General features: G+C 66.7%; 11 protein-coding genes and 2 tRNA genes. 9 read left to right on the top strand and 4 right to left on the bottom strand.

What is annotated here, in order from left to right; translation table 11 throughout:
- The first annotated feature begins 5 nt into the window (after positions 1–5).
- From J2S53_RS13320 to J2S53_RS13305, 4 genes are all read left to right on the top strand, one after another.
- Complete coding sequence (locus J2S53_RS13320) at positions 6–1,604, top strand: NADH-quinone oxidoreductase subunit M (protein ID WP_456241218.1); 1,599 nt, start codon at positions 6–8, stop codon at positions 1,602–1,604.
- Between the two features lie 71 nt (positions 1,605–1,675).
- A complete protein-coding gene (nuoN, locus tag J2S53_RS13315) occupies positions 1,676–3,235 on the top strand; it encodes an NADH-quinone oxidoreductase subunit NuoN (protein WP_456242787.1) in 1,560 nt (519 codons plus the stop codon).
- Positions 3,236–3,381: 146 nt separating this feature from the next.
- Positions 3,382–4,320, top strand: coding sequence for a polyprenyl synthetase family protein (locus J2S53_RS13310; RefSeq protein WP_130469638.1), 939 nt, complete (start codon positions 3,382–3,384; stop codon positions 4,318–4,320).
- Positions 4,321–4,410: 90 nt separating this feature from the next.
- A complete protein-coding gene (locus J2S53_RS13305; RefSeq protein WP_456241217.1) occupies positions 4,411–5,883 on the top strand; it encodes a sunset domain-containing protein in 1,473 nt (490 codons plus the stop codon).
- Between the two features lie 318 nt (positions 5,884–6,201).
- Here the strand turns inward: J2S53_RS13305 and J2S53_RS13300 are convergent, their stop codons facing one another.
- On the bottom strand, positions 6,202–6,642 hold the full coding sequence (locus tag J2S53_RS13300) for an Lrp/AsnC family transcriptional regulator (protein WP_165400710.1): 441 nt from the start codon (positions 6,640–6,642) through the stop codon (positions 6,202–6,204).
- A gap of 74 nt (positions 6,643–6,716) precedes the next feature.
- On the opposite strand from J2S53_RS13300, the gene ddaH reads away from it, so the two are divergent.
- Positions 6,717–7,586, top strand: coding sequence for a dimethylargininase (ddaH, locus tag J2S53_RS13295; protein ID WP_456241216.1), 870 nt, complete (start codon positions 6,717–6,719; stop codon positions 7,584–7,586).
- A gap of 114 nt (positions 7,587–7,700) precedes the next feature.
- Here the strand turns inward: ddaH and J2S53_RS13290 are convergent, their stop codons facing one another.
- Positions 7,701–8,585: a YceI family protein gene (locus J2S53_RS13290; protein ID WP_456241215.1), complete on the bottom strand. Its 885-nt coding sequence runs from the start codon at positions 8,583–8,585 to the stop codon at positions 7,701–7,703.
- Between the two features lie 485 nt (positions 8,586–9,070).
- Between J2S53_RS13290 and htpX the strand changes: the two genes are divergently transcribed.
- Positions 9,071–9,946, top strand: coding sequence for a zinc metalloprotease HtpX (htpX, locus tag J2S53_RS13285; RefSeq protein ID WP_456241214.1), 876 nt, complete (start codon positions 9,071–9,073; stop codon positions 9,944–9,946).
- A 303-nt stretch (positions 9,947–10,249) separates the two neighbouring features.
- Here the strand turns inward: htpX and rfbA are convergent, their stop codons facing one another.
- Together rfbA and J2S53_RS13275 are read right to left on the bottom strand one after the other, a co-directional pair.
- Positions 10,250–11,149: a glucose-1-phosphate thymidylyltransferase RfbA gene (gene rfbA / locus J2S53_RS13280; protein WP_456241213.1), complete on the bottom strand. Its 900-nt coding sequence runs from the start codon at positions 11,147–11,149 to the stop codon at positions 10,250–10,252.
- A gap of 78 nt (positions 11,150–11,227) precedes the next feature.
- Entirely contained in the window at positions 11,228–11,719 is a 492-nt protein-coding gene (locus J2S53_RS13275) for a YajQ family cyclic di-GMP-binding protein (protein ID WP_456241212.1), read from the bottom strand.
- Between the two features lie 119 nt (positions 11,720–11,838).
- Here J2S53_RS13275 and J2S53_RS13270 point away from each other — a divergent pair.
- The 3 genes from J2S53_RS13270 (at position 11,839) to J2S53_RS13260 (ending at position 14,444) form a co-directional block, all read left to right on the top strand.
- Positions 11,839–11,922 (top strand) — tRNA-Tyr (locus tag J2S53_RS13270).
- 316 nt (positions 11,923–12,238) lie between these two features.
- Positions 12,239–12,319, top strand: a tRNA-Tyr gene (locus tag J2S53_RS13265).
- A 364-nt stretch (positions 12,320–12,683) separates the two neighbouring features.
- Positions 12,684–14,444 (top strand): P-loop NTPase fold protein, encoded by a 1,761-nt coding sequence (locus J2S53_RS13260; protein ID WP_456241211.1) that lies wholly within the window; start codon positions 12,684–12,686, stop codon positions 14,442–14,444.
- Positions 14,445–14,466: the final 22 nt, after the last annotated feature.

The following is a 14,466-nucleotide window of genomic DNA, read 5'->3' as shown; positions in this document are numbered from 1 at the left end:
ACGCGATGAACCTGCTCCTCGCGCTGATTCTGTTGCCGCTGCTCGGCGCGATCGTCGTGGCGCTGCTGCGCGGCAACGAACGCGTGGCCAAACCGGTAGCCCTGGGCTTCTCGCTGGTCGAACTGGTGCTCGCGGCGGTGGCCTGGCTGAGCTACCAGCCCGGCGGGGCCAGGCTGCAACTGAACGGCTCCGTCGAGTGGATCCCCCAGTACGGCATAAGCCTCTCGTTCGGGCTGGACGGCATCGCGCTCGTCATGGTCGCGGTGATCGCGCTGCTGATGCCGCTGGTGCTGGGATTCAGCTGGCGGGAACGGCTCCCAGCCGAGCGCAGCCGGGGTGGCTTCTTCGCGTTGCTGCTCGTCGAGCAGGCACTGACCGTGGCGGTGTTCGCCACCACCGACCTGTTCGTGTTCTACGTGCTGTTCGAGATCATGCTGATCCCGATGTACTTCCTGATCGGCGGCTACGGCGGCAGCAGGCGGCAGTACGCGGCCGTGAAGTTCTTCCTGTACTCCTTCCTCGGTGGACTGATCATGCTGGCCTCGGCCATCGGGGCCTACTCCTACGCGGCGAGCGTCACCGGGCAGGGAACCTTCGACTGGGCCACGCTGCGCGGAGTGCTCGCCGACGCGCCGACCTCGGTGCAGGTGTGGATCTTCCTCGGTTTCTTCGCGGCGTTCGCCATCAAGGCACCACTGGTTCCGCTGCACACCTGGCTGCCCGACGCCACCGAGCAGGCCCCCATCGGCGTTGCTGTGATCGTGGTGGGAGTACTGGACAAGGTGGGGACCTTCGGATTCCTGCGCTACAGCCTGCCGCTGGCTCCCGAGGCGTCCCAGATGCTGGCACCGCTGGTGCTCACGCTGGGCGTGATCGGCGTGCTCTACGGCTCGCTGCAGGCGTTCGGCCAGACCGACCTCAAACGGTTCATCGCCTACGTCTCGATCGCCCACTTCGGATTCATCGCGCTGGGGATCTTCGCTTTCACCTCGCAGGCGCAGGTTGGCGCGGCTTCCTACATGGTCAACCACAGCATCGCCACCGGGATGCTGGTGCTGGTGATCGGAATGATCATCGCGCGCGGCGGTTCCAGCAGGATCGCCGACTACGGCGGCATGGCGCGTGTGACCCCGGTGCTGGCCGGGATGCTGCTGATCGCGGGACTGAGCACGTTGTCGCTGCCGGGAACCAACTCGTTCATCAGCGAGTTCCTCGTGCTGATCGGTTCCTTCGCCACCCGACCGGTGTTCGCGATACTCGCCACCATCGGGATGGTGCTGGCGGCGGTCTACGTGCTCCGTCTCTACCAGCGGGTGATGCAGGGGCCGCTCTCGGGAACCGCGCTGCTCGACTCGGTCGGTGGCCCGGGAGCCGCGACCGATCCGGAGATCGCGGTGGACAGCGGCTCCGGATCCGGGGCCAGTCGGCTCGCCCTCCGCGATCTCGACGGCAGGGAGATCGGCGTCCTGGCTCCGCTCGTGGTGCTGATCGTCCTGCTGGGGCTGTACCCCGCCCCGGTGCTGGACGTGATCACCCCCTCGGTGGAAGCAACGATGAGCGAGGTCGGCGTCACCGATCCCGTGACCTCTCAGGGAGGTAACTGAAAGTGGGAGTGGTAGCGCGAACCGGTGCCCCGGACCGGCATTCCGAACTGCTGGCCCAGCAGACCACCGACATGCCACCGATCGACTACGCCGCCATCGCGCCCGTGTTGATCGTGCTGCTCGCGGCTTGTCTCGGTGTGCTGATCGAGGCCTTCGTGCACCGACGGCAGCGTTGGCTCGCGCAGGTGGTGCTGAGCCTGCTGGCGGTGATCCTCGCGGGTGCGCAGGTGATCCGGCACGCGAGGGAGATCAACACCGGCGGCACCACCCTGTCGGACACGGTCGCCGTGGGACCGGCGACCCTCTTCCTGTGGGGAACGCTGCTGGCGCTGGCGCTGGGGGCGATCCTGCTGATCGCCGATCGTTCGATCGAACCCGGCGGTGCGTTCGTCGCCGAGACCAATCCCGAGGCGTCCCGGCGCCCCGCCGACGCGCCGGGAGCCGCCTCCGCCGAGGTGATGAACCGGGCCACCGCCTCGGTGGCCGGCATGCGTACCGAGGTCTTCCCGCTCACGCTGTTCTCCCTCGGCGGGATGATGGTGTTCTGCGCGGCCAACGATCTGCTGACGATGTTCGTCGCGCTCGAAGTGCTGAGCCTGCCGCTCTACCTGCTGTGCGGGCTGGCCAAGCGGCGCAGGCTGCTCTCGCAGGAAGCCGCGGTCAAGTACTTCCTGCTGGGCGCCTTCGCCTCCGCGTTCTTCCTGTACGGCCTGGCCCTGCTGTACGGCTACGCGGGCTCGGTGAAGTTCTCCGACATCGCCGACGCCACGGCGGGGAGCCTGCGTTCGGACACACTGCTGTTCGCCGGTCTCGGGCTGGTGATCATGGGACTGTTGTTCAAGGGCTCGGTGGGGCCGTTCCACCTCTGGACCCCGGACGTCTACCACGGTGCGCCCACCGCGGTGACCGGCTTCATGGCGGCCTGCACCAAGGTCGCCGCCTTCGGCGGGATGCTGCGCCTGCTGCACGTGGCCTTCGACGCCTCCAGCTGGGAGTGGCACTGGGTGCTGTGGACCGTCGCGGTGCTGTCGATGGTCATCGGAGTGGTGTCCGGTCTGACGCAGCGGGACGTCAAACGCATGATCGCCTACTCCTCGATCGCGCATGCGGGATTTCTCATGGTCGGGGCGATCACGCTGACCGAGCGCGGCCTGTCCGCCACGTTGTTCTACCTGCTCGCCTACGGGTTCACCACGCTGGCCGTGTTCGGCATCATCGGCCTGGTCCGCACCTCGGAGGGTGAGGCAACTCACCTCTCGGACTGGGCGGGACTGGCCAAGCGCTCCCCGCTGCTGGCCACGGTGTTCACCTTCCTGCTGCTCGCGTTGGCCGGTATTCCCGCGACCAGCGGTTTCATGGGCAAGTTCGTGGTGTTCTCCGCCGCGTTCTCCGCGGGTATGGGGCCATTGGTGGTCATAGCGCTGTTGGCCAGCGCGCTGGCCGCCTTCCTGTACCTGCGCTTGATCGTGCTGATGTTCTTCAACGATCCGGCACCCGACGGCCCCACCGTCAGCGTGCCCGGGGCTTTCACCACCGCGGCCATCACGCTCGGGGTGGTTGTCACGTTGCTGTTCGGGCTGGCACCGCAGCTGGCGCTGGACTGGGCGAGTGTCGGTGGCTTCGTGTCGTAAGGTGTCCCTCGCAGGGCATTTCCGGGGGAGACGAAGGCGACGGTGACGTGACCAGCCCAGTTGGTGAGCCGACCGGCGGTGTGCCGTGGGACACGGGCACCGCGGTCGGTGGTTTCGACATTGCCGATCCGCGGCTCGCCGAATCGATGCGGGCCGGGATGACGCGGGTGGAACGACTGCTGCACGAAGCGGTGCACAGCGATCTCGACTTCGCCACCCGCGCGTCCCTGCACCTGGTCGAGGCGGGTGGCAAGAGGTTCCGGCCGTTGTTCACGCTGTTGGCCGCCGAGTTCGGGGAGCCGGAGCGGGAAGAGGTGACCAAGGCGGCCGTGATCCTCGAAATGGTCCACCTGGCCACGCTCTACCACGACGACGTGATGGACGAGGCCACCATGCGGCGGGGCGCGAGCAGCGCCAATGCCAGGTGGGACAACTCGGTCGCCATTCTCACCGGCGACTTCCTGTTCGCGCAGGCGTCCCAGTTGGCGGCCGATCTGGGCAGCGATGCGGTCCGCATGCTGGCTCGTACCTTCGAGTCCCTGGTGACCGGTCAGATGCGCGAGACCGTCGGCGTAGAGGGCGGTGAGGATCTCGTGGCGCACTACCTCGAGGTGATCGACGAGAAGACCGGATCGCTGATCGCCACCTGCGGCCGGTTCGGTGCCTTGTTCTCGGGCGCGCCGCAGGAGCAGATCGGTGTGCTGGAACGGGTGGGGAAGATCGTCGGCACCGCTTTCCAGATCTCGGACGACGTCATCGACATCGCCTCCCCGCCGGACGAGTCCGGCAAGACGCCCGGTACCGATCTCCGCGAGGGAGTTCGTACACTGCCGATGCTCTACGAGTTGACCGCTTCCGACTCCGACGCACGGTTACGCGAGCTGCTTTCGGGATCACTGACGACTGATGCCGAAGTGCAGGAGGCGTTGCGACGGCTGCGCGACTCGTCCGGACTGGTTCGTGCCCGTCGAACCCTCGATACTTACGCTGAACAGGCGAGGGTCGAGCTCGCCCGACTGCCGGACTGCCCGGCACGACAGGGGCTGTTCGCGTTGGTCGACTACGTCGTGGCCCGCACCCGATGAGATGCCCCGGCGTGTCGCTCGTCACGGTGCCGGTGTCGGTCGTGGTCGCACTCGGCGCCGGTTGACTTCGCGAGAGAAAGGACCGCAGCGGTGACGTGGCTGTTTACCCAGGTGTGGCTGTGGAGCCTGGCCGCGTTCGCGGCAGGTGTGGCGGCCACCTGGCTGCTGTTCGTGCGGCCCGCCCACCAGCGGCTGCGTGAGTTGCGGGACCGCTCGTCCGCCGAAGGCGACATCCCGCTGTGGGACTCCGAATCGGTCCCGGACAGCGAGTTCCCCCGTTATTCCGAGCTCGACCGGGACACCGGGACGACCCGCGACACCGCGGTCCAGCCGGTTCCGGAGAACGGGACGCCGCACGACCGTGTCCCGGAATCCGGCACCGAAGCCGCCGCGCATCGCCCCGAGGGCTCGGACGCGACCACCCCCTCCGGATCGGGCGCCGCCGAATGGCCGACCGAGCACGTGCCCCGGCCGTTGGGGAGCCAGCGCGCGCGCTGGATGGAGGCCGCCTCCGAGGACTTCGGCGGGTCCGTCTTCGCGGCCGCGCCCGGGCCGGAAGGCGCGCGTACCTCCCCGACGGACGAGTGGGAGCCCGTCCAGGAGAGACCGCACGGCGCCGACACCGCCTCCTTCGACGAGTCCGAGCTGCGACTGGAGCGGGAACGCGAGCTGCGCGAGGAACACCCGCGCAGACAGCCCCCCGAGTCGGCCCCCGCGCCGGGCGGCGCCGAGTGGTCCGCTACGCCCACCGCACCCGCCGAGGTGAGCTCCGGTGCGGAACTCTCCGGTTCCGCCGGGGACCGCACGTGGTTCTCGGCCGCGGAGTTCGACATGTACGACACCGACAACGTCGCCTCGGAGACCACGCGAGAGTTCGGCGGTTCCGAACGTCCCGGTTCGGGTTCGGAACCGGGCGAGCAGCACCAGGGGACGGCAGTCGGTGAGCAGGTGGGGGAGCGCTCCGGCGAGTCCTCCGAGGGGGAACTCACCGGCAGGCTGCGTTCGCTGTTCGAGCCGATGGTGACGCCCGGCATCGACCCCGACCGCAGCGGTGCCGAACTGCCTGACAGCTCGTCCTCGCCGGTGACCGACGGTGCGGGTTCCGCCCCGGATCCCGAGGAAACCACGGGTGGGACCACTCCCGCCGGGCCCACCGACTCCGCGCCGGGTGGTGCCGCGGGTGTAGACGAGACCCCAGAAGGGCTTCCCAGAAGAGTTCCGGGGGCCAACACCCGGCGCGGTGGCTCCGCCACCAGTGCCCACTCCGTGCTGAGCGGAAACGTCCTCGGTGACCAGGCCCCGGGAAGGTCCTCGGACGCGACGGCAGGCGAGTCCGACACCGATGCCGGGAACGAACGGCAGGAGTGGTACCCCGACGAGAAGTATCCGGAACAACCGAGGCCGGACGAGAGCTACACGGTCAAGGGGCAGTTCGGCTCGCGGCAGTACCACACCGCCGATTCGCCCTACTTCGATCGGGTGGTCGCGGAGGTGTGGTTCCGCGGTCCGGCGGACGCCGAGCAGGCCGGTTTCGTCGCCTGGGACGGCCGCTCGCGCTCCTGAGCGGCCCATGCGGCGTCTGAGTGGCCCGTGCGGTGTCGATTTCGCGCGAAATCGCCGCGCCGCCGGGAAAGGCCACCGGGCGAAGCCGCACTCCAGCCACCCCCGCAGGCCGCGCTCCGACCGCCCTCGCAGTCGGCACCGTCGGGACGCGACCATTCGGATAAGCAGCGTGGGAACCCCGGTGCGTGAGTCGGATGCATTGCGAGGCCGGGCCGCTCGCCGCGTAGGTCGCTACTCAAGAGCCGGCCCAACACAGCAAGGCGCCGACTCACGTGACGGCTACCCGACCAGGCACGCAAGTCTCGACACTGCCCCTCATCATGCCTGGGGTGGTCTGTCGAGTAACCGGGACAGCACGACGGTGGAAACGGTCCGATTGATGAACTCGACCGCACGCAGCCGCTCCAGCGCGGTTTCGAGATGGTGGATGTCGGCCGCACGCAGGTGCACGATCGCGTCCGCCTCCCCCGAGACGGTGTAGGCGCGAACCACCTCCGGCAGCGGTTCCAGCCCCGCGAGCAGTCGATCGGTGGGCACGTTGCCGTGGCAGTGCACTTCCACGAAGGCCTCGGTCCCCCAGCCGAGCGCTTCCGGGTCGACCACGGCGGTGAAGCCCTGCAGCACGCCGTTGTCCAGCAGTTTGTCCACACGTCGTTTCACGGCGGGAGCGGAGAGTCCCACCGCCTCGCCGATCTCCGCGTAACTGGCCCTGGCGTCGGTGACCAGTTGCGAAACGATTCGTTGATCCAGGGGGTCCATGTGCAACATTCTGCCGTATTCGCCGCAATGAAGGCGCATTGAATGCTGCAAAAGCAGGGATTAGATTACGTAATATGTCGGTCTCCACCGTGGCAGCGCCCGATCCCGTTCAACGGCACGACACGGCCGGGAACGTGCCGACGAGGCGTCACTACGTGATGTGTCCCCCGGAACACTTCACGGTAGAGTACTCCATCAATCCGTGGATGGACCCGGACGAGCCCGTCGACACCGAACTGGCGATGTCGCAGTGGCGTGAGCTCGCGGGCATCTACCGTCGGCTCGGTCACACCGTCGAGACCGTGCCGCCGCAGCCGGGACTGCCCGACATGGTCTTCTCCGCGAACTCTGCCACGGTGATCGGTGGCCGAGTGCTCGGTGCCCGGTTCAGGTCACCCGAACGCGCTCCCGAGGCCGAGCACTTCCGGAGGTGGTTCTCCACGAGCGGCTACCGTGATCTGGTGATGCCCTCCCGAATCAACGAGGCCGAGGGCGACTTCGCCTGGACCGGACAGCTGCTGCTGGCGGGCAGTGGTTTCCGGACCGATCCGCAGGCCCACGCCGAGGCCCAGGAGGTGCTCGGCGTCCCGGTGGTATCGCTGCGGCTCACCGACCCCCGCTATTACCACCTGGACACCGCGCTGTTCGTCCTCCGCAAGGGCGATCGGCCGCAGGTCGCCTACTATCCCGAGGCGTTCTCCGAGGGCTCCCGACAGGTACTGCGCAGGCTCTTCCCCGACGCGGTGATCGCCGACTCCGCCGACGCGGAGTGCCTCGGGCTCAACGGGGTTTCCGACGGCAAGCACGTGGTGCTGCCCAGCGAGGCCACCGCTCTCGCCGAACGACTGCGCGCGCACGGCTACGAGCCGCTGCTCACCGACATCTCGGAGCTGCGCAAGTCCGGCGGTGGCCCCAAGTGCTGCACCATGGAACTGCACGAGTAACGGTGGCGAAGCGGTGGCGCAGCCGCCGCGTCTCTCCGCCACCGGAGGCGCGTGCCCGACTCGGTGCGGGACGACGACCGAACGGGAACGCGAGCTCCGGGGCGAGCTCTCGGGTCACTCCTTCAGCACCGCTTGCACGTCCAGCTCGATCCGCACCGTCGGACCGACCACGCCGATTCCCTTGCTCAGCAGCTGCTGCCAGTTGACCGCGTAGTCCTCCCTGCGCAGTTCCGTAGTGGAGTGACACGCCGTTCGGGTGCCGTTCCAGGAGCGCGTTCCCAGGTAGGTGGTGTCCAGCTGCACGGGACTGCTCCTGCCGCGCAGCGTCAGCTGGCCACCGACCACCCAGCGGTCACCGCGCAGTTGGGTCAACCTGTCGCTGCGGAAGTACAGCCTCGGGTGGTTCGCCACGTCCAGAAAGTCGGCGGAGCGCAGGTGATCGTCACGCATGCGAACTCCGGTGTCGATGCTGGACGCGTCGATGGCGACCTCGACCACGGACTTCTCGAACGGTTCCCGGACCGTGACGCGCCCCTCCAGCTCGCGGAAGGCGCCGTGGATCTTCGACATGCCGATGTGCTGTGCGATGAACCTGATCTCGGTGTGGTCCGGATCGAACGTCCAGACGCCGGGCTCGGGGAGCGTGCTCTCCGGGTCCCGCTCCAGGCGCACGGAGCCGATCGCGGTGTGCCGGTTCGTGCGGACCTCGGCCCTGGTGCCCGTCCGCTGGTAGCCGCCCGCCGTGATCGAGACCTTGTGGGTGCCCGGCTGCACCGTGGCGAGGAAGAAGCCGTACCCGTCGGTGGTTCCGCTGGCCACCTGCTGATTAAGTCGGTTCACCACCGTCACGGTGGCCTCGGGGAGCGGGCGATCGGCTTCGTCGTGTACCTGGCAGCTCAGCGTCCCGCCGTCCAGCGGGGTGGGAGGCAGCGCGTTGCTGGCGCCTTCTCGGGCGGGTTTGCGCGCGGCACCACGGCCGAGCAGTTTCGACAAGACCAATCCGAATCCTCTCCGCCGCCTCCCGGATGCCGGTGGCGGCAGTACGCTCCGAGCCCGTCCTCCGGCCACGGGCCCGAACGAGCAGCCTCACCGCGCCCGATGTCTCATCCGGCGGGGAGCGCGGCCGAGAGCTCCACCGCGTAGCCACCACAGCAGCCGGTTCGACAACGTTTCGCCGCCGAGTGCGGCCTCGCGTGTCGGTACGGGCCGAGCGCGTGAGTCGTTTACAAGTGTCCCTCAGTTTAGTTTCTTCGCGAGAGAAAGTTGATCGGTGGGGCTATGAGCTCGGTCTCCACCGATTCTGTGACGTGTTCGGCGTGGCGTGTTAAGGAACTGGCGGTCCCCGCGCGACGTTGTCCGAGTGAGTTCTTCACGGGGCGCCCGGCCGGCGTGAATCGCCGCTCACCGTGCGTGGTTCCCGGTCACCGTCGAAGGTGGCCGGTCCCCGGAAACTGGTCCGGAAACCGGGCGGAGGCGGGAGTACCTTGCACAGGCATTGGAACGGAGTAAAAACGGCGCTCTTGCTCGGTGCCATGAGCGCACTCATCGTGTTGCTCGGGTCGCTGTTCGGGCGGTCCGGCATGGTCGTGGCACTGCTGATCGCGCTCGGAATGAACGGCTACGCGTACTTCAACTCGGCCAACCTCGCGTTGCGGTCGATGCGTGCTCGGCCGGTTTCCGAGGCGGAGCAGCCCGCGATGTACCGCATCGTGCGTGAACTCGCCACATCCGCGAAGCAGCCGATGCCCGCGCTCTACATCAGTCCCACCGTGGCGCCCAACGCGTTCGCGACGGGGCGCAACCCCCGCAACGCGGCCGTCTGTGCCACCGCCGGGATCCTGGAGCTGCTCGACGAGCGGGAACTACGCGCCGTGCTGGGGCACGAGCTCTCCCACGTCTACAACCGCGACATCCTGATCTCCAGCGTCGCGGGCGCGCTGGCCAGTGCGGTCACCTTCATCGCGAACTTCGGGCTGATCTTCGCGAGCTTCGGCGGGGACGACGAGGAACGCCCCAATCTGATCGCGCTGCTGCTGGTATCGCTGCTCGGGCCGGTGGCGGCAGCCGTGGTCCAGATGGCCGTGAGCCGCTCCCGCGAGTACCAGGCGGATTCATCGGGAGCCGAGCTGACGGGAGATCCATTGGCCCTGGCATCGGCACTGCGCAAACTCGAACGGGGGACCAAGCAGGCCCCGCTCGCGGCCGAGCCGAAGCTGGTCAGCGAGTCCCACCTGATGATCGCCAACCCGTTCCGCGCCGGGGAACGGATGACACGGTTGTTCTCGACCCACCCGCCCATCTCCGACAGGGTTCGACGGTTGGAGGGTCTGGCAGGGCGCCAGCTACCCACTCGTTACTGACAGAGGTTCCCGGCGCGAGCGGGCGGACCCACTTACTTGGCGGAACCTCTCGTGCGGCTCTCGCTGCGGGTGCCCCGACATCGGGTGGTTACCACACAACGTCGGGACCGTCCTCGCGAGAGCCGCACCGGAGAACCCGCGGATGGCCGGGCTGCGTGGGTGGCGGGAGCGGCACCGCGTCGTAGCGGCGCGGCGATTTCGTGGGAAATCGACGCCTACGGGCCATGACGCCGCACTGGAGCGGCGATTTCGCGAGAAATTGACGCCGCCCGGAAACCGATGTCGCGGGAGGCCGGAGCCGACTCACTCGGCCCCGGCGTCCAGCTCCCGCCCGGCGATGGCCTCGGCGATCTCCATGACGTACTGGCCGTAACCGGACTTGGACAGCCGCCTCCCCAACTCGTGACACTCCTCGGGTGTGATGTATCCCATGCGCAGCGCGATCTCCTCCAGGCAGGCGATGCGCACTCCCTGGCGGTGTTCCAACACCTGCACGAACTGTCCCGCTTCCAGCAGCGACTCGTGCGTGCCCGTGTCCAGCCAGGCGTAACCGCGATTCAGCTCGATCAGGTGCGCACGACCTCGCTCGAGGTACGTCGTGTTGATGTCGGTGATCTCCAGCTCGCCACGATTCGAGGGACGCAGCGTACGGGCTATCTCGACCACCTCGTTGTCGTAGAGGTAGAGGCCGGTGATCGCCTTGTTGGAGCGGGGGACGGCGGGTTTCTCCTCCAGCGAGACCAGCTTGCCCGCACCGTCGGTCTCGCCCACGCCGTAGCGTTGCGGATCGCGCACCGAGTAGCCGAACAGTGTGCAGCCCTGCAGCTCGGTGGTGCTGCGCTGCAGCAGTTTCGAGAACCCCTGACCGTAGAAGATGTTGTCGCCCAGTACGAGCGCCACCGAGTCGTCGCCGATGAAGTCGGCGCCGATCAGGAACGCCTCCGCCAGCCCGTTGGGCTCGGTCTGGGTCGCGTACTCGATGCGCAGCCCGAGGCTGCTGCCGTCGCCGAACAGGCGGCGGAACAGCGGAAGGTCCTCGGGAGTGGAGATCAGCAGGATGTCGCGGATCCCGGCCAGCATCAGCACCGAGAGCGGGTAGTACACCATCGGCTTGTCGTAGACCGGGAGAAGCTGCTTGGACACCACCTGGGTGACCGGGTGCAGCCGCGTGCCGTTGCCCCCGGCCAACACGATTCCCTTCAACGAGCTCTCCCGTCGACGGTTAAGAGTGCTTTGCGTGCGGCGCGATCACTCCGCGAGCGGGCTCGTCCCCGCACCCGCTCAACGGTAGTTCTCGAACTGCAGCGCCACGTCGAAGTCACTGCTTTTCAGTAGCGAGATCACGGCCTGCAGATCGTCCTTCTTCTTGCCCGAGATCCGCAACTGGTCGCCCTGGATCTGCGCCTGCACTCCCTTGGGTGCCTCGTCGCGGATCTTCTTGGAGATCTTCTTGGCCGTTTCCTGCGCGATGCCCTGCTTGAGGCTGCCGGAGACCCGGTGCACCTTGCCCGATCTGACCGGTTCGCCCAGTTCGATCGCCTTCAGTGAGACACCCCGCTTGACCAGTTTCTCCTTGAAGACCTCGACCGCGGCCTTGCATCGCTCCTCGGTCTCGGACTCCAGGGTCACGGCCTCCTCGCCGGACCAACTGATCTTCGTGTCGGTTCCCCTGAAGTCGAACCGGTTCGCGAGTTCCTTGGCAGCCTGGTTGAGTGCGTTGTCCACCTCCTGCCGGTCGACCTTGCTCACTACGTCGAACGACGGGTCCGCCATGTCGGCAACTCCTCACGAGCGCTGGTTTGGTGAGCGAATACGCTACCCCGGCCCCCTTACACGAGCGCGGGTGCCGGTATGTAGGATTTTGGTACAAGCCAACAGCGGATGGCTGCTATGCCGGGTTGCCCGAGCGGCCAAAGGGAGCTGACTGTAAATCAGCCGCGCAAGCTTCAGAGGTTCGAATCCTCTACCCGGCACCATCGGCGAAACCGCCCTCTGACCCGCGAAGACGGGGCAGGGGGCGGTTTCTTTTGGCCACGGCTCGGCCCGCCTGGTCCCGCCCCAGCGGTGTGCGAGCGCTCGCCGGTGCGGTATGCGGCTTCGTCGCATCGGATCCGACGAGTCTTCACAGCTGCTCCGCCGTGTCCCAGTGCTCGTTGCCCCGGTGTTCGTTGCCGCGGTGTTCGTTGCCGCTGGGCGCATTATCGCTGTGCTCGTTCGGTAGCCGGGGGGTGTGCCGCTCGGCGTCACCGGTAGGTATGATCGTCCGGCACGAGCCAGCGATGACTGGCGAAAGCCGGGTTGCCCGAGCGGCCAAAGGGAGCTGACTGTAAATCAGCCGCGCAAGCTTCAGAGGTTCGAATCCTCTACCCGGCACAATCGATAACACCGCCCTCTGACCCGCTAAGACGGGGCAGGGGGCGGTTTCTTGTTTCCGGGGCTGTTGAACCGCCCGGCGGAACGCGATTGAGTCCGTGCACGGAAACCGCCGTTCTCGACACGAGCGGTAGTGCCGACTGCGAGGATGTTTCCGAGGTGGCCGAGGGGCCCGCTCGCGACGAGTCAGGGTGTTTTACCGGTCCGTGTGGTGGTCATGAGTGCGTCGAGATCTCGCCGGGGCGAACCGGAAAACCGGTGCGGCACGGCTCGCCGTCGTTGACGGGCGCTCGACGGCGACACGGCGCGAAGAATCTCATCACTCCGGGGAACCGGTGGAAATCGCTGTTAGGAGAGGACAGAGGTGCAACCGTCGGCGGACGACCGTTTCGTCGTTCTCAACGACGAGCCGGTGAGCGAGAATGGGGCGGACCTGCTCGGTACCAGTGATACCGCCGACAGACTCTCCGACCTGATCGTCTCCTCGCGGGACTCCACTCCGTTCACGCTCGCGATCGATGCCGGCTGGGGCATGGGAAAAAGCAGCCTCATGCGACAGCTGCAGCTTCGACTGGAGGGGACGGAAGGAGTGCGGACGGCTTGGTTCAACGCCTGGACCTCGGGATCCGACGCCTTGGAAGTGCTGATCAAGTCCGTGTTGCTGCGTTTCGACCGGAACATCGTGCGCAGGGCTTACCACAGGGTTGCCGGAGCCCCGCGGTTGTCGAGGTGGATTCGCATCGGTTTCCGCCTCGCGATGACCACATTCGGCCTTCGACGGCTGGTCGACGAGCTCTGGGCGCAGCTTTCGGTGGACCCGAAGTCACGCAACGAGATTCGTGGTGCGGTCGGGGAGATGGCCCAGGAGTGGGTGAACTCGGCGAACTCGGCGGGTAAGCAGATCGTTGTCTTCGTCGATGATCTGGATCGTTGTCGGCATGATGTGGTGGTGACCGTCTGCGAGGCGATCAAACTCTATCTGGACGTCCCCGGGCTGGTGTTCGTCATCGGCTGTGATCAGTCCGCCCTCAATCGCAGTATCCAGCAGTCGGACATCGCGGGCGCTCATCCGGCCGGGTATCTGGAGAAGATCGTCCAGGTGAACTACCACTCGCCCCAGCCGGGGCAGCGTCAGGTGCGTGACCTGGTCAACGGCTACGCATCGAGATCGGGTACCTCGCGATTTTTCGACGATCACGTGCTGAACTTCGTCGCCGAGCGTACCGGCCGTAATCCGCGACGCATCAAGAGACTGATCAACAGCTTCGTGCTCGAGTACCATCTCGACAAGGAGTGGCAGGACTTCGGTGCGGACATCCTGGTCAGAGTCCTGCTGCTGCAGCACTTCTATCCGGCGTTCTACAGACTGCTCACCAGCTCCGCCACCGAGGATCCCGTGCAGGAGTTCCTCGAATACCACGATGTTCGTGAAGACATCAACATGGGCGGTACGAACCCTGAATCGTGGCGGGACGTCTTCACGAAGTACAAGATCGAATCGCCTGGCGAGAACGTTGACCGTGATGTGCTTCGCGATTACCTCGGGCAACTGGAGCAGCAGCTTCCGGAGTCCTTCCCCAGGCTTGTCACCGATGAAGTGTTCACCACCACGCTGCGTCAGTTGAAGGAGTCTCCGCGCTTCGATCACCTACGGCAGCACCTGCAACGTCGGCGGTTCCAGTTCGATCCGGGCGGGATCGCCGACGCCGAGGAGCGGTTGCCGGGTGAGCACACCGACATGCAGGGTGGGTACGCACTCGTCGTGGACGACGTCTTCGCGGAGAAGAACGGTGAGTTCTCCGACACCGGAAGGATCGTCACCACCCTGCGGGAGTGGGGGGCGAAGGTGGACACCGCCAGTGACTTCGAGTCGATGAAGCGGGCCATACGTGGCAGAGTTCCGGACATAATCGTCTCCGACATCAACCGGCACGGTGTCGACGATTCCGGGTTGCAGGACGTTCAGGCGCTGCGTGACGAGAACATCTACAAGGGGCCCGTGGTTTTCTATGTGGCACGTGTCACCCCCGCGCGGCGCAAGTGGGCCAGTGAACTGGACGCCGTCGGGGTGACCAACAGCTTCAGCGAGGCGATGGAGTGGGCTCGAATGTCGATATTCGGGTGAGCCGGTTTTCCGGGCTCCACCG

This window comes from Actinopolyspora lacussalsi (genome assembly GCA_030803735.1).
Lineage (GTDB): Bacteria > Actinomycetota > Actinomycetes > Mycobacteriales > Pseudonocardiaceae > Actinopolyspora > Actinopolyspora lacussalsi.
The sequence above is the reverse complement of the archived record's forward strand: the minus strand, read 5'-3'. Positions and strand labels throughout refer to the sequence as shown.